20 protein-coding genes and 1 tRNA gene are annotated in these 18,872 nt (G+C 74.7%); 17 read left to right on the top strand and 4 right to left on the bottom strand.

Features of this window, described 5'->3' with window-relative positions:
• Positions 1–207 precede the first annotated feature (207 nt).
• The 9 genes from fdh to ACIBR0_RS19420 all read left to right on the top strand — a co-directional run bounded on the left by fdh (position 208) and on the right by ACIBR0_RS19420 (position 10,245).
• Positions 208–3,507 (top strand): formate dehydrogenase, encoded by a 3,300-nt coding sequence (fdh, locus tag ACIBR0_RS19460; protein ID WP_396717398.1) that lies wholly within the window; start codon positions 208–210, stop codon positions 3,505–3,507.
• On the top strand, positions 3,497–4,576 hold the full coding sequence (locus tag ACIBR0_RS19455) for a 4Fe-4S dicluster domain-containing protein (protein ID WP_396717396.1): 1,080 nt from the start codon (positions 3,497–3,499) through the stop codon (positions 4,574–4,576). The genes fdh and ACIBR0_RS19455 overlap by 11 nt, the downstream gene beginning before the upstream one ends.
• Positions 4,573–5,748, top strand: coding sequence for an NrfD/PsrC family molybdoenzyme membrane anchor subunit (gene nrfD / locus ACIBR0_RS19450; protein ID WP_396717393.1), 1,176 nt, complete (start codon positions 4,573–4,575; stop codon positions 5,746–5,748). The genes ACIBR0_RS19455 and nrfD overlap by 4 nt, the downstream gene beginning before the upstream one ends.
• 46 nt (positions 5,749–5,794) lie before the next feature.
• Positions 5,795–5,890, top strand: a tRNA-Sec gene (locus tag ACIBR0_RS19445).
• 17 nt (positions 5,891–5,907) lie between these two features.
• Positions 5,908–7,215: an L-seryl-tRNA(Sec) selenium transferase gene (selA, locus tag ACIBR0_RS19440; RefSeq protein ID WP_396717391.1), complete on the top strand. Its 1,308-nt coding sequence runs from the start codon at positions 5,908–5,910 to the stop codon at positions 7,213–7,215.
• A gap of 2 nt (positions 7,216–7,217) precedes the next feature.
• Positions 7,218–8,975: a selenocysteine-specific translation elongation factor gene (gene selB / locus ACIBR0_RS19435; protein ID WP_396717389.1), complete on the top strand. Its 1,758-nt coding sequence runs from the start codon at positions 7,218–7,220 to the stop codon at positions 8,973–8,975.
• A gap of 40 nt (positions 8,976–9,015) precedes the next feature.
• The gene (locus ACIBR0_RS19430) at positions 9,016–9,729 is read left to right on the top strand and encodes a hypothetical protein (RefSeq protein ID WP_396717387.1); all 714 of its coding nucleotides are present in this window, start codon (positions 9,016–9,018) and stop codon (positions 9,727–9,729) included.
• Between the two features lie 60 nt (positions 9,730–9,789).
• Entirely contained in the window at positions 9,790–9,987 is a 198-nt protein-coding gene (locus ACIBR0_RS19425) for a hypothetical protein (RefSeq protein ID WP_357040949.1), read from the top strand.
• Between the two features lie 72 nt (positions 9,988–10,059).
• Positions 10,060–10,245, top strand: coding sequence for a hypothetical protein (locus ACIBR0_RS19420; RefSeq protein WP_357040958.1), 186 nt, complete (start codon positions 10,060–10,062; stop codon positions 10,243–10,245).
• 6 nt (positions 10,246–10,251) lie between these two features.
• On the opposite strand, the gene ACIBR0_RS19415 is transcribed toward ACIBR0_RS19420, so the two are convergent.
• The gene (locus ACIBR0_RS19415) at positions 10,252–10,902 is read right to left on the bottom strand and encodes a hypothetical protein (RefSeq protein ID WP_396717385.1); all 651 of its coding nucleotides are present in this window, start codon (positions 10,900–10,902) and stop codon (positions 10,252–10,254) included.
• A 116-nt stretch (positions 10,903–11,018) separates the two neighbouring features.
• Here ACIBR0_RS19415 and ACIBR0_RS19410 point away from each other — a divergent pair, with 116 nt between their 5' ends.
• Positions 11,019–11,219: a hypothetical protein gene (locus ACIBR0_RS19410; protein WP_357040943.1), complete on the top strand. Its 201-nt coding sequence runs from the start codon at positions 11,019–11,021 to the stop codon at positions 11,217–11,219.
• 49 nt (positions 11,220–11,268) lie between these two features.
• On the opposite strand, the gene ACIBR0_RS19405 is transcribed toward ACIBR0_RS19410, so the two are convergent.
• From ACIBR0_RS19405 to ACIBR0_RS19395, 3 genes are all read right to left on the bottom strand, one after another.
• Positions 11,269–11,730, bottom strand: coding sequence for a hypothetical protein (locus ACIBR0_RS19405; protein ID WP_357040940.1), 462 nt, complete (start codon positions 11,728–11,730; stop codon positions 11,269–11,271).
• Complete coding sequence (locus tag ACIBR0_RS19400) at positions 11,727–11,939, bottom strand: phosphatidylethanolamine-binding protein (RefSeq protein WP_357040937.1); 213 nt, start codon at positions 11,937–11,939, stop codon at positions 11,727–11,729. The genes ACIBR0_RS19405 and ACIBR0_RS19400 overlap by 4 nt, the downstream gene beginning before the upstream one ends.
• Positions 11,940–12,028: 89 nt before the next feature.
• The gene (locus ACIBR0_RS19395) at positions 12,029–12,910 is read right to left on the bottom strand and encodes a universal stress protein (RefSeq protein ID WP_396717381.1); all 882 of its coding nucleotides are present in this window, start codon (positions 12,908–12,910) and stop codon (positions 12,029–12,031) included.
• A gap of 78 nt (positions 12,911–12,988) precedes the next feature.
• Between ACIBR0_RS19395 and ACIBR0_RS19390 the strand changes: the two genes are divergently transcribed.
• The 7 genes from ACIBR0_RS19390 to ACIBR0_RS19360 all read left to right on the top strand — a co-directional run bounded on the left by ACIBR0_RS19390 (position 12,989) and on the right by ACIBR0_RS19360 (position 18,830).
• Positions 12,989–13,777 (top strand): SAM-dependent methyltransferase, encoded by a 789-nt coding sequence (locus tag ACIBR0_RS19390; RefSeq protein ID WP_396717380.1) that lies wholly within the window; start codon positions 12,989–12,991, stop codon positions 13,775–13,777.
• A 109-nt stretch (positions 13,778–13,886) separates the two neighbouring features.
• Positions 13,887–15,059 (top strand): PP2C family protein-serine/threonine phosphatase, encoded by a 1,173-nt coding sequence (locus ACIBR0_RS19385; RefSeq protein WP_396717378.1) that lies wholly within the window; start codon positions 13,887–13,889, stop codon positions 15,057–15,059.
• A 56-nt stretch (positions 15,060–15,115) separates the two neighbouring features.
• Positions 15,116–15,583: a MarR family transcriptional regulator gene (locus tag ACIBR0_RS19380; protein WP_396717376.1), complete on the top strand. Its 468-nt coding sequence runs from the start codon at positions 15,116–15,118 to the stop codon at positions 15,581–15,583.
• A gap of 308 nt (positions 15,584–15,891) precedes the next feature.
• A complete protein-coding gene (locus ACIBR0_RS19375; RefSeq protein ID WP_396717373.1) occupies positions 15,892–16,533 on the top strand; it encodes a CDP-alcohol phosphatidyltransferase family protein in 642 nt (213 codons plus the stop codon).
• Complete coding sequence (locus ACIBR0_RS19370; protein WP_396717371.1) at positions 16,530–17,471, top strand: DUF881 domain-containing protein; 942 nt, start codon at positions 16,530–16,532, stop codon at positions 17,469–17,471. Before ACIBR0_RS19375 ends, ACIBR0_RS19370 begins: the two co-directional genes overlap by 4 nt.
• Complete coding sequence (locus tag ACIBR0_RS19365; protein WP_357034204.1) at positions 17,471–17,803, top strand: small basic family protein; 333 nt, start codon at positions 17,471–17,473, stop codon at positions 17,801–17,803. The genes ACIBR0_RS19370 and ACIBR0_RS19365 overlap by 1 nt, the downstream gene beginning before the upstream one ends.
• Positions 17,804–17,813: 10 nt before the next feature.
• Positions 17,814–18,830, top strand: a complete 1,017-nt coding sequence (locus ACIBR0_RS19360) for a DUF881 domain-containing protein (protein ID WP_396717368.1) — start codon at positions 17,814–17,816, stop codon at positions 18,828–18,830.
• The last annotated feature ends 42 nt before the right edge of the window (positions 18,831–18,872 follow it).

Raw genomic sequence — 18,872 nt, 5'->3', positions numbered from 1 at the left:
TCACCTAAATCGCCGTCGCGGAATACCGTTCGGCTGGAGCCGCGCCGTGCCACTCGCCGAGAGGCGACCTGCACACCGACACCTCGTGCCGCCCCGGTGCCCGTCAGGGCCCCGGGGCGGCACTGTCTCCGTACTTTTGACTCGCGGACTCCGGGCGGCTGCCCTATGTTCGAGGGGTCGGCGTTCGAGGCCGGGGGAGGTGGCGCGATGGGTCTGCGGACCTTCATCGAGGGCTGGCCGGTCTACCGGCAGCTCACCGGCACCGACCCGTTGGGCCGGGGTGCTGCCGCGCAGTCGGCCCGCTCGGCCGACCTCACCGCCCGCACGGAGACCGCCGACGGCGTCGCGCGTTCGGTGTGCCCGTACTGCGCGGTGGGCTGCGGACAGCGGGTGTTCCACTCCGGCGGACGGGTCACCCAGATCGAGGGCGACCCGGACAGCCCGATCTCGCGGGGACGCCTCTGCCCGAAGGGTTCGGCCAGCAGGAGCCTCGTCACCAGCCCGCTGCGGGAGACGACGGTGCGCTACCGCCGGCCGTACGCGACCGAGTGGGAGGACCTGGACCTCGACGTCGCCCTGGACATGATCGCCGACCGGATCCTCGCGGCGCGCGAGGAGACCTGGGAGGACGTGGACGGCGACGGCCGGCCGCTCAACCGGACGCTGGGCATCTCCAGCCTGGGTGGGGCGACGCTGGACAACGAGGAGAACTACCTCATCAAGAAGCTGTTCACGGCGATGGGGGCGCTCCAGATCGAGAACCAGGCCCGCATTTGACACTCCGCCACCGTCCCCGGTCTGGGGGCCAGCTTCGGTCGCGGTGGTGCGACGGACTTCCAGCAGGACGTCGCCAACGCTGACGTCATCGTCATCCAGGGCTCGAACATGGCCGAGGCCCACCCGGTGGGCTTCCAGTGGGTGATGGAGGCGAAGCGGCGCGGCGCCCGGGTCTTCCATGTCGACCCGCGGTTCACGCGGACCAGCGCCGTCGCGGACACCTACCTGCCGATCCGCGCCGGGTCGGACATCGCGCTGCTCGGCGGCGTCGTCAACTACATCCTGACCAACGAGCTGGACTTCCGGGAGTACGTGCTCGCGTACACGAACGCGGCGACGATCGTCAGCGAGCGGTTCGGTGACACGGAGGACGGCGACGGCTTCTTCTCCGGCTTCGATCCGGAGACCGGCAGCTACGTGCAGGACAGCTGGCAGTACGCGGGGCACGAGACCGACTCGGGCAGCGGACACACCGGCAAGGAGCGCGACAGCGCGGCCGGTCTCCAGCACGAGTCGCACGGCGCCCCGGTCAGCGGCGCGACGCAGCGCGACGAGACGTTGCAGCACCCGCGCTGCGTCTACCAGATCCTCAAGCGGCACTTCGCCCGGTACACGCCGGAGATGGTGGAGCGCGTCTGCGGCATCCCGCAGGAGAGGTTCCTGGAGCTGGCCCGGGCGTGGACGGAGAACTCGGGCCGGGAGCGCACGGGCTGCCTGATCTACTCGGTGGGCTGGACGCAGCACAGCGTGGGAGTGCAGTACATCCGCACGGGCGCGATCATCCAGCTGCTGCTCGGCAACATGGGCCGGCCGGGCGGGGGGATCCTCGCCCTGCGCGGGCACGCCTCCATCCAGGGGTCGACGGACATCCCGACGCTGTACAACCTGCTGCCCGGCTACCTGCCGATGCCGCACCACGCCGACCACCCGACGTTCGACGCGTGGGTGGACAGCATCCGGCACCCCGGCCAGAAGGGCTTCTGGGGCAACGCCCGGGCGTACGCGGCGAGCCTGCTGAAGGCGTACTGGGGTGACGCGGCGACGCCGGAGAACGACTTCTGCTACGGCTACATGCCGCGGATGACCGGTGACCACGGCACCTACCAGCAGGTGCTGAACATGATCGACGGCAAGGTGAAGGGCTACTTCCTGCTCGGGCAGAACCCGGCGGTCGGCTCGGCGCACGGCCGGGCGCAGCGCCTGGGCATGGCCAACCTCGACTGGCTGGTGGTCCGCGACCTGTTCATGATCGAGAGTGCCACGTTCTGGCGGAACGGGCCGGAGGTGGCCACCGGCGAGATCGCGCCGCAGGAGTGCCGCACGGAGGTGTTCTTCCTGCCGGCGGCGTCGCATGTGGAGAAGGAGGGCACCTTCACCCAGACGCAGCGCCTGGTGCAGTGGCGGGAGAAGGCGGTCGAGCCCCCCGGCGACGCCCGTTCCGAGCTGTGGTTCTTCTACCACCTGGGGCGGAAGCTGCGGGAGAAGCTGGCCGGCTCGACCAACCCCCGCGACCGGGCGCTGCTGGACCTGGCCTGGGACTACCCGACGCACGGTCCGCACGCGGAGCCGAGCGCCGAGGCGGTCCTGCGCGAAATCAACGGGTACGAGGTGGCGACCGGCCGCCCGCTGTCGTCCTTCGCCGAGGCCCGCGACGACGGGTCCACGGCGGTCGGCTGCTGGATCTACGCCGGGGTGTACGCCGACGGCGTCAACCAGGCCGCCCGGCGCAGGAGCCGCCACGAGCAGGACTGGGTGGCTGCGGAGTGGGGGTGGGCGTGGCCGGCGAACCGGCGCACCCTCTACAACCGGGCCTCCGCCGATCCGGAGGGCCGCCCGTGGAGTGAGCGCAAGCGCTACGTGTGGTGGGACCCGGAGAAGGGCGAGTGGACCGGGTACGACGTGCCGGACTTCGAGAAGACGAAGCCCCCGACGTACCGCCCGCCGGAGGGCGCCGCCGGTCCGGAGGGCATCGCCGGTGACGACGCGTTCGTCATGCAGGGCGACGGAAAGGGCTGGCTGTACGCGCCCAGCGGCGTGCTCGACGGGCCGCTGCCGACGCACTACGAGCCGGCCGAGTCTCCGGTGCGCAACCCGCTGTACCGGCAGCAGGCCAACCCGACCCGCAAGGTGTACGCGCACCCGGCGAACTCGGTGAACCCGAGCCCGCCGCAGGAGCACAGTCAGGTGTTCCCGTACGTGTTCACGGTCAGCCGGCTCACCGAGCACCACACGGCCGGCGCGATGAGCCGCAACGTGCGCCCCCTGGCGGAGTTGCAGCCGGAGATGTTCGTGGAGGTGTCCCCGGAGCTGGCCGCCGAGGTCGGCCTGGACCACCTGGGCTGGGCGCACCTGGTCAGCGGTCGGGCGGTCATCGAGGCGAAGGTGCTGGTCACCGACCGGCTCACCCCGCTGCGGGTGGACGGCCGCGTGATCCACCAGGTGTGGCTGCCGTACCACTTCGGCTTTCAGGGCCTGGTCACCGGCGACTCGGCCAACGACCTCTTCGGGATCACCCTGGACCCGAACGTGCTCATCCAGGAGAGCAAGGTCGGCACCTGTGACGTGCGGCCGGGTCGCCGCCCGACCGGGCCGGCGCTGCTCGAGCTGGTCGCCGACTACCAACGGCGGGCCGGTATCGTCGCGGGCCGGCCGGCCCCGACGCTCACGCCCGGCGCGTTCACCGCCGGCAGCGCGGACGGCGGCGACCGGGAGGACCGCGATGCTTCCTGACCCGAACAGCCTGTACGGGCCGCTGGACCCGGCGCCGGACGCGGGCTGGACCTCCGCGCCGCCCCGGATGGGCTTCTTCACCGACACCAGCGTCTGCATCGGCTGCAAGGCGTGCGAGGTGGCCTGCAAGGAGTGGAACGACGTCCCCGGCTCCGGGCTGGACCTGCTCGGCATGTCGTACGACAACACCGGCGCGTTGACCGCGAACTCGTGGCGGCACGTGGCGTTCATCGAGCAACCGCTCCCGGCGGGGCACCGCACGCCGCCGTTCGCCGGAACCCCGACGGGTGGCTCGGTGAGCGCGTCGTCGGCGGCGGTGGCCGCCGGCACCGGCAACCCCAGCGGCACCGACCCGGGCGTGCCGCCCGGCGCCTCCGACGCGGCGGCGCGGATGGCCGCCGGCAGCACCGACGCGACCGCGAACGGGGCGGCGGGCCCGGAGTTCCTCGGCATGCCCGGGTCGACGCCACCCGGCCGGGGGACCGGCGCGGAGTCCCGCACCGATTTCCGCTGGCTGATGATGTCCGACGTGTGCAAGCACTGCACGCACGCGGCCTGCCTGGACGTGTGCCCGACCGGGTCGCTGTTCCGCACCGAGTTCGGCACGGTGGTGGTGCAGGAGGACATCTGCAACGGCTGCGGCTACTGCGTCTCCGCCTGCCCGTACGGGGTGATCGACCAGCGCAAGGGTGACGGCCGGGCGTGGAAGTGCACCCTGTGCTACGACCGGATCGGCGCGGGTAACACACCGGCCTGCGCGCAGGCGTGCCCCACCGAGTCCATCCAGTACGGCCCGCTGGACGAACTGCGGGACCGCGCGGCGCAGCGGGTCGCCACCCTGCACGAGCGGGGCGTCACCGAGGCCCGCCTGTACGGGCACGACCCGACCGACGGGGTGGGTGGCGACGGCGCGTTCTTCCTGCTGCTCGACGAGCCCGAGGTGTACGGCCTGCCGCCCGATCCGGTGGTGACCACCCGGGACCTGCCGGCGATGTGGAAGCGGGCCGGCCTGGCCGCCCTGGCGATGACGGCGGCCGCCGTCGCCGCGTTCGTCGGAGGTTCCTCGTGATCCCGGACCGCCCGGTCGGTGACCGGTTCCGCCGCTACCGCGACGGCCTCGACGCCACCGACGCGTCCGACGTCCGCCGGGGCGCGGCGACCACCGGGGGACCGGCTGACGGCACCGCGGCGCTCGGGGACGCGGACGCGGCGAGCGCCGGCCTGGCACCGGCACCGCCCCGCGCACCGGACCCGGTCCGGCGGCGACGCGGCCGGGGCCGGCGCGGCGGTGAGGACCTGGCCGTCCCGGAGGCCGAGTTCACCTCGTACTACGGGCGGCCGATCCTCAAGCCGCCGGTGTGGAAGTGGGACATCGCGGCGTACCTGTTCACCGGCGGGCTGGCCGCCGGCTCGTCGCTGCTGGCGGCGGGTGGGCAGCTCACCGGCCGGCCGGCGCTGCGCCGGGCCGGGCGGGTCACCGCGCTGGGCGCGGTCAGCGCCAGCGCGGTCTTCCTGATCAAGGACCTGGGCCGGCCGGAACGGTTCCACCACATGCTGCGGGTCGCCAAGCCGACCTCGCCGATGTCGGTCGGGACGTGGATCCTGTCGGCGTACGGGCCGGCGGCCGGGGTGGCGGCGATCGCCGAGGCGGCGTCGTTGCTGCCCGAGCGGGGACTGCTCGGCCTCGCCCGGCGGGTGCTCCCACCGGTCGGGCAGGTCGCCGGGCTGGCCGCCGCGGCCACCGCGCCGGCCCTGGCCACGTACACCGGCGTGCTGCTGGCGGGCACCGCCGTCCCGTCGTGGCACGAGGCGTACCCGGAACTGCCGGTCATCTTCGCGGGCAGCGCCCTGGCCAGCGGCGGCGCCGTGGGTCTGATCGCCGCGCCGTGCGGGCAGGCGGGCCCGGCGCGGCGCATGGCCGTGGCCGGCGCGGCCCTGGAACTGGCCGGCTCGCACCGGGTGGAGACCCGGCTCGGGCTGCTCAGCGAGCCCTACACCACCGGTACGGCCGGTAAGCTGCTGCGTGCCGCGCGGGCGCTGACCGTGGCGGGGGTGGCCGGCGGGCTGCTCGGGCGGCGCAGCCGCGCCGTATCGGCGCTGTCCGGGGCGGCGCTGCTGGCCGCGTCGGTGGCGACCCGGTTCGGCATCTTCCACGGCGGGGTCGCCTCGGCGAAGGACCCGAGGTACACGGTGGTGCCGCAGCGCGAGCGCCTCGACCGCCGGGCCGCCGACCTGGGGTAGCCGCCTTGCCGCGCGCCCGCGTCGGCACTGTGGTCCAATGCTGGGCGGAGGCGTTCAGGCGGCTGGTGCCCCTCCCGGTCTTCAAAACCGGTGTGGTCCGGGACCCGGGCCAGGCGGGTTCGATTCCCGTCCGTCTCCGCCAAGCAGGGTGGGGGTCACGTGACAGGCGACGGCGGCGCCGATCAGCGGCGGCGGGTGCCGCGCACCGACACGCTGCTGGCCGAGCCGCGGCTCGCCGCCGCGGCGGCCACCCTCGGCCGGGACCGGGTCCGGGCCGCCGTCCGGGCCGCCCAGGACCGCGCGCGGCGCGGCGAGATCACCCCCGAGGACGTACGCGACGCCGCACTGGCCGCCCTGCCCGCGGCGGCGCCCCGGGCGGTGCTCAACGCGACCGGGGTGGTCCTGCACACCAACCTCGGCCGCGCCCCGCTGTCGCCGGCCGCGGTGGCCGCGGTGGTCGCCGCCACCGGCCACACCGACGTGGAACTCGACCTGCGCACCGGCCGGCGGGCCCGGCGCGGCCGCGACGCCCTCGACGCGCTGGCCGCCGCCGTCCCCGACGCGGGCGGGGTGCACGTGGTCAACAACGGCGCCGCCGCCCTGGTCCTCGCCGCCACCGCGCTCGCCGCCGGTGGGGAGATCGTGGTCAGCCGGGGTGAGCTGGTCGAGATCGGTGACGGGTTCCGCCTGCCGGACCTGCTGGGAAGCACCGGCGCCCGGCTGCGCGAGGTGGGCACCACCAACCGCACCACCCTCGACGACTACGCCGCAGCGCTCGGCCCGCGTACCGGGTTCCTGCTCAAGGTGCATCCCTCGAACTTCCGGGTCACCGGCTTCACCTCGGCGGTGCCGGTCCGGGAGCTGGCCACCCTGGGCGTGCCGGTGGTCGCCGACATCGGCTCCGGGTTGCTCGCACCGGATCCGCTGCTGCCCGACGAGCCGGACGCCGCGTCCACCCTGCGCGCCGGGGCGGCCCTGGTCACCGCCAGCGGCGACAAGCTCCTCGGCGGCCCCCAGGCCGGCCTGCTGCTGGGCGCCGCCGACGTGGTGGACCGGCTGCGCCGGCACCCCCTGGCGCGGGCGCTGCGGGTGGACAAGCTGACCCTGGCCGCGCTGGCCGCGACGGTCGGGGACCCGGTCACCCCCACCCGCGCCGCCCTGCACGCCGACGTGGGCCGGCTGCGGGAGCGCACCGGCCGGCTGCGCGACGCCCTCGCCGCCGACGGGTGCAAGGCCGAGGTGGTGCCGTCCGTCGCCGTCGTCGGCGGCGGCGGGGCGCCCGGGGTGGAGCTGGACTCGTGGGCGCTGAGCCTGCCCGAGCGGTACGCCGAGCCGCTGCGCACCGGTGCTCCGCCGGTCCTCGGTCGGATCGTCCGGGGTCGGCTGCTGCTGGACCTGCGCTGCGTTCCCGCCGACGCCGACGACACCCTGCGTGCGGCGGTGCTGCGGGTCCCCGGGGACGGCTGAGCATGTTCGTGGTGGCCACCGCCGGGCACGTCGACCACGGCAAGTCGACCCTGGTCCGCGCGCTGACCGGGATGGAACCGGACCGCTGGGCCGAGGAACGCCGCCGGGGCATGACCATCGACCTGGGGTTCGCCTGGACCACCCTGCCGTCGGGCGGGACGGTCGCGTTCGTCGACGTGCCCGGGCACGAGCGGTTTGTGCCGAACATGCTCGCCGGCGTCGGTCCGGTACCGGCCGCGCTGGTGGTGGTCGCCGCCGACGAGGGTTGGATGCCGCAGTCCACCGAGCACCTGGCGGCGCTGGACGCGCTCGGGGTCGCGTACGGGCTGCTGGTGGTGACCCGCGCGGACCTGGCCGACCCGGGGCCGGCGCTGGCCGCCGGCCTCCAGCGGCTCGCGTCGACCTCGCTGCGCGCGGTCGACGCCGTCGCGGTGAGCCCGGTGACCGGCGCCGGCCTGCCCGCGCTGCGCGCGGCGCTGGACCGGCTCGCCGCGCGGTTGCCCGCGCCGACGGTCGACGCCCCGGTGCGGCTGTGGGTGGACCGCAGCTTCACCGTGCGGGGCAGCGGCACCGTGGTCACCGGCACCCTCGGCGCCGGCCGGCTGCGCGTCGACGACGAGCTGGAGATCGCCGGTACCGGGGAGCCGGTCCGGGTCCGCGGCCTGCATTCCCTCGGCGCTCCGCACGCCGCCGTCGCGGCGGTGGCCCGGGTGGCGGTGAACCTGCGGGGCACCCCCCGGGACACGCTCGGGCGCGGTGACGCGCTGCTCACTCCCGGCCGGTTCGGCCGCACCGACCTGCTCGACGTCCGGCTGGCCGGCGACCCGGCCGGCGACCTGCCGGCGACCCTCATGCTGCACGTCGGGTCCGCCGCGGTGGCGGCGCGGGTGCGCCCGCTCGGCCCGGACACGGCCCGGCTGCGGCTGGCCCGGCCGCTGCCGCTGCTGGTCGGCGACCGGGCGCTGCTGCGCGACCCGGGTCGGCACCACGTCGCCGGTGGGGTGACGGTGCTGGACGTCGCTCCGCCGCCGCTGTCCCGGCGCGGCGCCGCGACGGCCCGCGCGACGGTCCTGTCCACCCTGGACGGCCGACCGGACCTGCCGGGCGAGCTGCGCCGACGTCGACTGGTGCGGGCCGCCGACCTGACCCGGATGGGCGTGCCGGTGCACGGCCGGCCGGTCACCGGCGACTGGTACGCCGACCCCGACCACTGGCGGGACCTCGGTGGCCGGCTCGCCCGGGAGGTGGCCCGGCACGCCCGGGAGCACCCCCTGGAGCCGGGCGCCCCGGTGGAGGTGCTCCGGCAGCGCCTCGGCCTGCCCGACCGGGCGCTGGTCGAGGCCCTGGTCCGGGCGCCACTGCGGCTGCACGCCGGGCGGGTCACCGCCACGGCCGGCGACGCGCTGCCCGAGCCGGTGGCCCGCGCGGTCACCCGGGTCCGTGCCGCGTACGCCGACCAGCCGTTCCGCGCCCCGGAGGCCGCGCACCTGGCCGACCTGGGGCTCGGTCCCCGGGAGATCGGGGCGGCCGTCCGCGCCGGCGTGCTGCTGAAGCTCGCCGACAACGTGGTGCTGCTGCCCGGGGCGGTCGACGACGCGCTGCGGGTCCTGGCGACGCTGCCGCAGCCGTTCACGCTCAGCGCCGCCCGGCAGGCCCTGGGCACCACCCGCCGCGTCGCCGTACCGCTGCTGGAACTGCTGGACCGGCGCGGCGCCACCCGCCGGCTGCCCGACGACGCCCGCGTGGTGGTGGGGTCCTAGGGGGACGGCGGCGGTTGCCCGGATCTGCCAGGCTGCCGGCATGGTCGTCGATCCCGCGTCACCGTCCCTGGTCTCCTGTGCGCGGATGGTCCTCGACGTCGCGATGCGGTGGGGGCTGCCGGTGCTGTGGCTGGTGTGGGCGGGCCTGGCGTGGTGGACCGCGCCGCGGGACGTCGACGCCGCCGAGTTGGACCGCGACCTCGCGGCGGGCCGGGTGGTGAGCTGGCAGCGCGGCGACGCGTGGGCGGGTGGGGAGTTCCTGTGGGTCCGGCGGCAGCCCGAGCTGCGGCCGAACCCGCAGGGCGCCGTGATCACGTGGACGGTGCCCGACGGCCGGACGCGGTACGCCGCGATCGACCCGGTCGTCGAGCCGCTACCCGCCGACGACGAATGGTCGACCCGCCTCAGGGACGTCGACCGCTGGTCCAGTGGCCGGGGCCTGACCGATCGCCTGGCCGACGCCGCCGGCTGGCTGGGCGGCTTGCTGGCGGTGGGGTGGCTCGCGGTCCTGGTCCTCGGGCCGGCGCCGGCCGCCGGGACCCGCTGGTTCTGGTGGTGGTTGGGCCTGCTGCCGTTCGGGCTCGGCGTGCTCGCCTGGGTGAATCGGGAGTGGTGGCGACGCCACCAGAAGCCGGCGCACGACCGGTACACCGGGTGGTTCGGCTTCGGCTGCCTGATCGGGCTCGGGATCGTCGTCTCGCTGGTGCTCATGCTCCTGCGGGGCGCGCTGGGCGGGGGAGTCGTCCCGCTCTAGGGCGCGGGACCGCCCCCAACCCGCCCCGGCGGTCCGTGCCGGTCGCCTAGCGTGGCGGGCATGGACCCGTCCGCGATCTGGAGGGACAAGCAGCACCGGTGGCGGATCGAGGCGTACCGGGCGCCGGACCTGCGGTTCGCGATCTTCGCCACCAACGGCACCACCGAGTCGGCCCCGCTGTGGCTGTTCGGGATGTCGGCGCTGGCCCGGTGGCTGATGAGCCACAAGATCTCCCTCGACGACCTGGAGGTCGACTGAGGGCCACCCGGACGGGGGACGGCACCGGCGAATCGCCCCGGACGGGCGGATGCGGCGCCTACGGTCCGGTACGTGAAGGACCGAGGAATGCGCACCTTCCTGACCGTGCTGGCCGGGCTCGCGGTGATCTACTTCGGCACCACCGGACGCAGCCCGGACGATCCCGGTGGCGTGTCCGGCGGACTGGTGGTGCTCGCCCTCCTGGCGGCCCTGCTGGTGTGGCACCTGACCAAGCCGGGGGACAAGACCGTCAAGTGACCGCCGTCAGGCGCTCGCGGCGCGGGTCACCTCGCCGGCGGACTCCTCGCCGAGCGCCACCCGCACCAGGGCCGAGGCCAGCCGGCCGAACTCCGCGCCGTCGACCAGACCGGCCAGCCGGTCCGGGGACCCGGGCAGGCCGAGGCGCTTCGCCCCGGCCAGGGTGCGCTTGTCGGCGTACGGCCGCACGTCCGGCCAGACCGTCTGCGCCTCGCGCAGGAAGATGTCCGCGCCGGTCGGCCCGATCCCGGGGAACCCGGTCAGCAACCCGCGCATCCGGGTCGGCTGGCCGTCGGCCTCGTCGTGCAGCCGGCGCAGGTCACCCCGCCAGCGGTCCAGGCAGAGCCGCGCCCCGGTGCCGAGCATCGTCGCGGTCCGCTCGTCGTACCGGCGGTAGTGCCCCCGGCCCAGCGCGTCGACCCGGTCCTGCCAGCTCGCCGCCTCCATCGCCGCCGGGGTCCGGTACCCGGCCGCGAACAGCTCACGGGCGGCGGCCACCGCGACACACGCCCGGATCCGGGTGCTCAGCAGCGTGGTCAGCACGAGCAGCTGGTACAGCGGCCCGGGCCGGTCGGCCAACCGGATCCCCGCCTCCTCGGCGTAGGTCCGGCCCCGCCGCTCCAGCAGCACCCGCGCGGTCGCCCGATCGTCCCCCACGCACCGGGTGTACCCGTCCCGTGCCCGCCTAGCCCTTTCCGCATGCGCCCGTCGGCGTCGGGTAACCGGTTGTGGCAGGCGGCGGACAGCCGTCGTCCACCCGGAGGGAGAGGCCCGTGACGAACCCGCAGCAACAGGAGTTCCGGCGCAACGCCAAGGGTGCCACCAGCCAGGACAGCAAGGGCCCGAAGCCCAGTGGCTTCCCGCTCAACAAGGGCAGCTCGCACGGCGACGACGGCCGTCCCGTGCCCCGGGGGCAGGTCTCCCCGTACGGCCCGACGGAGGAGCCGGTCGCCGACGACGAGAGCCGGGGCTGACCGCCCCGGCCTCTGTCCTGGCGGGCCGGGGTCGGTGACCCCGGCCCGTTCAGGGCGCTCGCAGCCGATTCCAGGTGGCGGCGGCCGCCAGCCCGAAGGCGATGTGCGGCACCAGGTCGGCCAACCAGTCGGCCCGCCGCCACGTACGCGGGTCGGTGACACCGAGGGCCGTCATCGAGCCGTCGGACATCGTCATCACGCCGCCGCCGAGCACCGCGGTGGCCAGCGCCACCGGCATCCGACGCCCCCGGGACAGCAGGGCGAACCCGATGCCGCCGCCGATGCCCAACCCGTACCCGAGCAGGGGCCCGAGGCCGGAGCGGCGGTTGGCCGCCCGGTCCTCGGGCCCGAGGTCCACGTGCGCCACCCCGGACAGCCGGCCGGCGATCGCCTCCGGCGTACTGCTGGCCGGGCGCGCCCGGACCACCATGTCGAGGTAGCTCACCATGTTCAGGGCAGTGCTCCCGACCGCCCCGGCGATCGCCCCGTCGAGGAGCCGGGCGGCGCTCACGTCGGGTCGCCGGGTTCGCGCTCGCTCTTCGGGCCGTACACCCGCTCGCCGCGGATCACGCCCCGCTGTCCCCGGTCCTCCTGGAGGATCCGGTTGGTGACGTCGTTGGCCTTGTCGTCCGGTACCCGCCGCCCCGAGTCGTCGATGGCGTTGCGGATGCGCGCCCGCTGCTTGTCGTACGCGTTGCTGCCCGGCCGTGGTCCTGGCATCACTGCCTCCTCGGTCTCCTCGCCGATGACGTACCGCGGTCGTCTACCCGTGCAGGGTCCGGTCAACCCGCCGGAGCCCGCCGGGGACGTCACCGCGGGGCGCGGACCACCGCCACCGGGCAGTCGGCGTGGTGCAGCACCGACTGGCTCACCGACCCCAGCAGCAACCCGGTGAACTCCCCGCGCCCCTGCCCGCCGACCACCAGGAGCTGGGCCTCGCGGGAGGCGTCGGCGAGCACGCCGGCCGGTCGGCCGCGTACCGTCCGCCGCCGCACCGGCACGTCCGGCCAGCGGTCGGCCGCCCCGGCCAGGGACTCGGCGACCAGCCGGTCCTCCTCGTCGTGCAGCTGCGTCTCGTCGTACACCAGGGGTTGCATGTCGCCCGGCCCGCCCGAGCCGGGGTGCCGGTAGCCGTGCACCGCGACCAGTTCCGCGCCGCGCAGCGACGCCTCCTCGAGCGCGAACGCGACGGCCAGGCGGGACAGCTCCGAGCCGTCCACCCCGACCACCACCGGGCCGTGGGCGCGGTCGGTACCGCGGGCGACCAGCACCGGGCAGTCGGCGTACGCGGCGACCTGCACCGCCACCGAGCCGACCACCAGGGAGGAGAAGCCGCCGAGGCCGCGGTCGCCGAGGACGACCAGCGCGGCCGTGGGTGTCTCGCCGACCAGCACCGCGGCGGCCTCGCCGTCGATGATCTCGCCGGAGACCCGGATCCCGGGGGCGGTGGCCTCGGCCTCGGTGACGGCCGCGGCAACGACCTGCTCGGCCTGGTGGCGCAGGCCCGCGCCGGGTGGGCTGTCCGGCGGGGGATCCACGGGTACGTGCAGCAGCGGCCAGATGAAGCCGTGCACGACCCGCAGCGGCCGGTGCCGGCGCGTGGCCTCGACGGCGGCCAGTCGTACGGCCCGCAACGCCGGCTGGGAGCCGTCGACGCCGACCACCACCGCCGCGCCGTCCGCCGAGTTCACCGCCCACCTCGCGCCCGCATGCCGCTCAGTATCGCGGCCGGTGGGGGCGTGGCGGGGCGATACCGCGCAGGACGATCGGTGGGTACGCTGACCATCACCACCGGGGAGGGAGCGTCGTCGATGGACGAGCCGACCGTGCCGAGCACCGCGCGCATGATCGACTTCTGGTTGGGTGGGGAGCACCACTTCCCGGTGGACGTGGCGGCGGCGCGCGCCTTCGAGCAGTCGTACGGGCCCTGTGCACCGGTGTTCCGGGAGCTGCGGGCGTTCCTCGGCCGGGCGGTACGGGCCATCGCCGACGAGGGCGTGGACAGCTTCCTCGTCTTCGGCGGGGGCGTGCCGACGATGGGCAACGTCCACGAGGCGGCCCCGGAAGCGACGGTCCTCTACACCGATGTGGACCCGGTCACGATCCGCCTCGGGCAGCAGATCCTCACCGGCAGCGACCGCGCCGGTTACGGCTTCGGCGACGCCACCGACATCGGCACGGTCGACCCCGCCCAGCTGCACCGGTTCGTGCCGGGCTGGGGGCGCAGGCCGGTCGGTGTGGTGTTCCTCGGGCTCGCGGCCTTCCTCGACGACGACACGCTGGCCCGCACCCTCGACGAGTTGTACGAGGCGACCGCGCCGGGCAGCCTGCTCGCGGTGGACTTCGACACCGAGGAACTGGCGGCGTACCCGGAGGCGCTGGCCATGATGGGGCCGGCGTTCCGGATGCGTCCGCCGGCCGCGTTCGTGCCGCTGCTGGGCCGCTGGACGCCCACCTCCGACGGCATCGTGCCGATCACCGCCTGGCGCCCGGACGGCCCGCCGGCCGAGGTGCCGGACGCCTTCCACGGCGGGGTCGCCGTCCGCGCCGCCGACTGAGCCGCCCGGCCCGTCGCGGGCCACGTCGTCGAGGTGTACGCCCGCCCGTGGCGTCGGTCGACGCCTCCGTATGATGCTTGCCCGACTGCAAGTGTTGTCGGGGGGGAACATGGTGGACGCAACCGGCCCGGTGTCCCGCGCGGTACGCGCGGCACCGCCGGACCAGGTGGCGGAGGCCGCCGACCGGGCCATCCGGTCGGTGCTGGGTGCGCTGCGGACGGACGTGTTCCTGGCCGACTACCGCATCGCCGGGTTGTGGCCGGTCCTCGACGGGGACCTGCCCGATTCCGGGTCGCTGGCCTTCCGGGGCGTGGCCCAGCGCTGCTTCTCCAGTCAGCAGCCGGTCCGGGAGGCTCTGGACGACCGCTGCCGGCTGTTCCTGCCGCTGTCGGTCTGGGGTGAGCGGCTCGGCGTCCTGCTGGTCGAGCTGCCGGCCGAGCCGGACGACCGCACCCTGGACGAGATCCTCGACGCCGCCGGTGACCTGGCGATGGCGCTGCGCGCCGCCGACCGGGAGACCGACCGCTACCGGCGGACCCGGCGGCGGGAGCGGCTCAGCATGGCCGCCGAGATGCAGTGGGAGCTGCTGCCCGGTCGCAGCGTCAGCCACGACACCTTCGACCTCGCCGGCCAGCTCGAACCGGCGTACACCGTCGGCGGGGACCACTTCGACTGGTCGGTCGACGGCGACCTGCTCACCGTCAGCGTCCTCAACGGCGCCGGCATCGGCCTGTCGGCGGCGTTGCTCACCGCCGTCACCGTCAACGCGCTGCGCAACGCCCGGCGCTCCGGGGGCAGCCTGGAGGAGCAGGCGGAGCTGGCCTCGGACACCGTCTTCTACCAGCACCGCGGCGAGCGGTTCGTGGCCACGCTCCTGTTGGAGCTGGACACCCGGACCGGGCGGGTGCGCACGGTCGACGCGGGTTCACCGCGGCTGGTCCGCGTACGCGGCGGCGCGCTCACCCCGGTCGCGCTGGAGCAGCAACTGCCGCTGGGCATGTTCGCCGAGACCCGGTACGACGTGCAGGAGCTCGACCTCGCGCCGGGGGACCGGCTGTTCGTGGTCAGCGACGGGGTGTGGGCGGCCGATCCGGACGGCCACGGTAGCTACGGCGAGCGGGCGATGGCGCGGGCCATGCGCTCGACACGGTTGCAACCGCCGAGCGAGGCGGTTGGTACGGTGATGCGCGAGTTGCACGCCTACCACGTGGATGCCGACCTGCGGGACGACGCGGTCGTGGTCTGCCTGGACTGGCGTGGTCCCGGTCCGGACGGCGGGTGAACCCCGCGGTCGGGCCGGTGGCCGACCACGAGCGGGACAATCGCAGGGGACACCGGGTGGAGCGAGCTCCGAATCTGCCGGCGGCGATCGACGCGGCCGCCGAGGCGTTGGTCGGCGTGCTGGACTCCGCGGTCTCCCGGCACCAGCTCTCCGTCTCGCCGACGCAGTTGCGGGTGTTGTCCCTGCTCAGCGTTCGGCCGGGGACCAACGTGAACCGGCTGGCCGAGCTGCTGGACGTGGTGCCGTCGTCGGCGAGCCGGCTCTGTGACCGGCTGGAGGCGATCGGCCTGCTGCGGCGGATGGCGGATCCCCGGGACCGGCGGGAGGTGCTGCTGGTCCCCACCGCGGCGGCCGACGCGCTGCTGCGGGAGGTCCGCGAGCGGCGGCACGCCGCCCTGCAGGCGGTGCTGGACCGGATGCCCGGGCGCGTGCAGCAGGAGCTGCTCCAGGCGCTGGTCTGCTTCGGCCAGGCCGCGACGGGCAGCGTGGCAGCGCAGCCCGGCACTCCGGCCCGCACCGCCTGACGTCGTCGTCACGCCGGATCGCTCCGCAACTAGTGTCCTAGGATGCCTTAGCGGTAGTGACCACCGTCGCAAACACCAGGAAGACGGCACCAACGCCGCAACGCGGGCCCGAACGGAATGGGGAGGGCCCGATATAGTGGCAGCGCAACTCACCCGGCCCGCGATCACGTCGATCGCGGGCCGCGTCAAGGGGAGGGTCCCGTTCCGGGGCTGCAGGGGGAGCCGGCGTCCGCCGGCCGACAGTGCACACGTCTCTCCGCCGCGCCCGTCTCGGTCGGGGCGCCGGAGCGTGTCGCGGAGGAGGTTCGGTGTCGCGTCGGCCGGCTCGGCAGGAGCGCCCGCGGGCCAGTGACGACATCCGTCCCGCACCCGTGGGCGACCAGGTGCTGACCCTGCCGAACGTGATCAGCTTCGTGCGGCTGCTCGGCGTGCCGCTCTTCCTCTACCTTCTGCTGGTCGCCCGGGCCGACGTCGCCGCGATCGTGGTGCTCGCCGTGGGCGGCACCACCGACTGGGTCGACGGCTGGATCGCCCGCCGGATGCGGCAGGTGAGCCGACTGGGCGAGCTGCTCGACCCGCTCGCCGACCGGCTCTACATCCTGGCCACCCTGATCGCGTTCACCGCCCGGGAGGTGGTGCCGTGGCAGTTCACCGCGGCGCTGCTGGCCCGGGAGCTGCTGCTGATCGGGTCGCTGGCCGTGTTGCGCCGCTACGGGTACGGCCCGCCGCCGGTGCACTACGTCGGCAAGACGGCGACGTTCCTGCTGCTGGCCGCGTTCCCGATCCTGCTGCTCGCCACCGCGGTGCCGGCCGCGGCGACCGCGGCCGGGGCGATCGGCTGGGGGCTGGCCTGGTGGGGTCTGGTTCTGTACTGGGTGGCCGGGGCGCTCTACGTGGTGCAGGCGGCGAGGCTCGTACGCGAGGTACGCGGTGCGGGGGTGGCGGGATGACCGACGCACCCCGTGACGGCCGCAACCGCGGCGACCGGGTGTACGCCCCGGACTTCCTCACCGAGCTGTTCCGCAACCCGCTGGACCCGGGGTACGCCGACGCGGCGGCCCGGCGCCGGGAGGATCCGCAGTCCGGGTCCGCGTGGCGGCGGTGGCCGGCGCGATCGGTGACCCTCGTCGTGGTCCTGGTGCTGGGCTTCCTCTTCGCGGTGGCCTACCGGCAGACGATGGAGGACGAGCCGGGGCGCAGTCAGGTGCGCTCGGGGCTGGTGGAGCAGATCAAGCAGCGGGAGAGCGAGACCGACCGGCTGTCGGAGCGTGCCGACCAGTTGCGGGCGGAGGTTGCCCGGCAGCGGGCCGCGGCGCTGGGCAGCTCGGAGGCGGCGCGGTTGCGGACCCTGGAGGCGGGGACCGGGCTGGGTCGGGTGCGCGGGGACGGCGTCGTGGTGCGGCTGGCGGACGCGCCCAAGGACGAGGACGCGGTGACCCGCGCGGACGTCGGTCCGTCGCAGGTGCTCTACAGCGACCTGCAGGGTGTGGCGAACGACCTGTGGGCGGCCGGCGCCGAGGCGATCGCGGTCAACGGCCAGCGGTTGACGGCGATGTCGACGATTCGGCAGGCGGGGCAGGCGATCCTGGTGGACTACCGGCCGGTGACGGGGCCGTACGAGGTGTCGGCGATCGGCCCGGAGGAGATGCGCGACCGGTACGACCGGAGTCGCAGTGCGTTGACGATGCGCAAGGTGGCCGAGGAGACCGGGTTGTCGTTCGGGATCCGGGAGGCGGAGGACCTCACTCTGCCGGCCGCTCCGGACCCGCGGCTACGCTACGCGGAGCCTTCGGTCAGCCCGAGTCCCTCGCCGCCGGGTGCTGACCGTTCCGTCAGTCCGGGGCCGTCCCGCTCGGGGACGTCGCCCAGCCCCTCCGGAGGTGGTTGATGATCGCGGTGTTGGCGCTGGTCGCCGGTGTGGCGTTGGGGTTGTGGTACGACCCGGAGGTCCCGGCGGCGTTGCAGCCGTACCTGCCGATCGCGGTGGTGGCGGCGTTGGACGCGGTGTTCGGTGGGGTACGGGCGAAGTTGGACCGGATCTTCGACGACAAGCAGTTCGTGGTGTCGTTCATCTCGAACGTGCTGGTGGCGGGTCTGATCGTGTACCTGGGTGACCAGTTGGGCGTGGGTGGTCAGCTGTCCACCGGGGTGGTGGTCGTGCTCGGGGTGCGCATCTTCGGCAACGTGGCGGCGATCCGCCGGCACCTGTTCCGGGCGTAGGTTTGTGACGATGAGCAGCGACGAGCACACCGAGACGGGCACCGGTTGGCCGCAGCCGGCGGGACCGGGGCGCCCGTCGGGGCCGGCGGGGGAGCCGGATCCGCGTCCGGAGGCTCCGGATCCGGACGAGTTGAGTCCGTTGGCGCCGGAGCGGTCGGAGCCGCCGGCGCGGGGTCCGGGGGACGACGGGGCGACGGTGGATCTGCGGAGTGCCGCGGAGTCGGTTGTCGTGCCCGAGGTGCCCGAGGTGCCGGAGCCGGAGTCCGGGGACCCGTCGGTGGTGGAGGACGGGCTGGTCGACGGTGCCGGCTCGGGGAAGGCCCGGGGGCGGTCGCGGTGGAGTTCGGCCGAGGTGATGATCGGCGTGCTGCTGGCGCTGCTGGGTTTCACGCTGGTGGTGCAGTTCAGGACGACGTCGACGGATCCGACCGCGGTGGCGACGCGGCAGGAGGACCTGGTGCGCATCCTGTACGACCTGAACTCGCGGGAGGTCCGGCTGCGGCAGGACATCGCGGCGTTGGAGGAGAGCCAGCGGCAGTTGCGCTCGGGTGAGCAGGGCCGGCAGGCGGCGTTGGAGGAGGCGACGCGGCGCGCGGACGAGTTGGGGATCCTGGCCGGTACGTTGCCGGCGACGGGTCCGGGTCTGGCGGTGCGGTTCGAGGCCGGCGCGAAGGCGATCTCGGCGTCGCGGGTGCTGGACGCGGTGCAGGAGTTGCGGGGAGCGGGCGCGGAGGCGATGCAGATCTCCGGTGGGGACCGGGCGACGGTGCGGATCATCGCGTCGACGTACTTCCTGGACTCCGAGGGCGGTTCGTTGGTGGTGGACGGGCGGCGGTTGACGGGTCCGTTCACGATCACGGTGATCGGTGATCCGGCGACCATGCGTACGGCGTTGAACATTCCGGGCGGGGTGGTCGCGTCGGTTGCGGGCGACGGCGGTACGGTGATCGTCGAGGATCGTGAGGTTGCCGAGGTTTCGGCACTGCACGCGCCGATCAAGCTGGAACACGCCCGTCCGGTCTCCTGACCGGCGCGGCCGGCACCGGTGCTGTCGCCGGTGCACCGATGG

It is taken from the genome of Micromonospora sp. NPDC049497, assembly GCF_044465805.1.
Taxonomy (GTDB): domain Bacteria; phylum Actinomycetota; class Actinomycetes; order Mycobacteriales; family Micromonosporaceae; genus Micromonospora.
The sequence above is the reverse complement of the archived record's forward strand: the minus strand, read 5'-3'. Positions and strand labels throughout refer to the sequence as shown.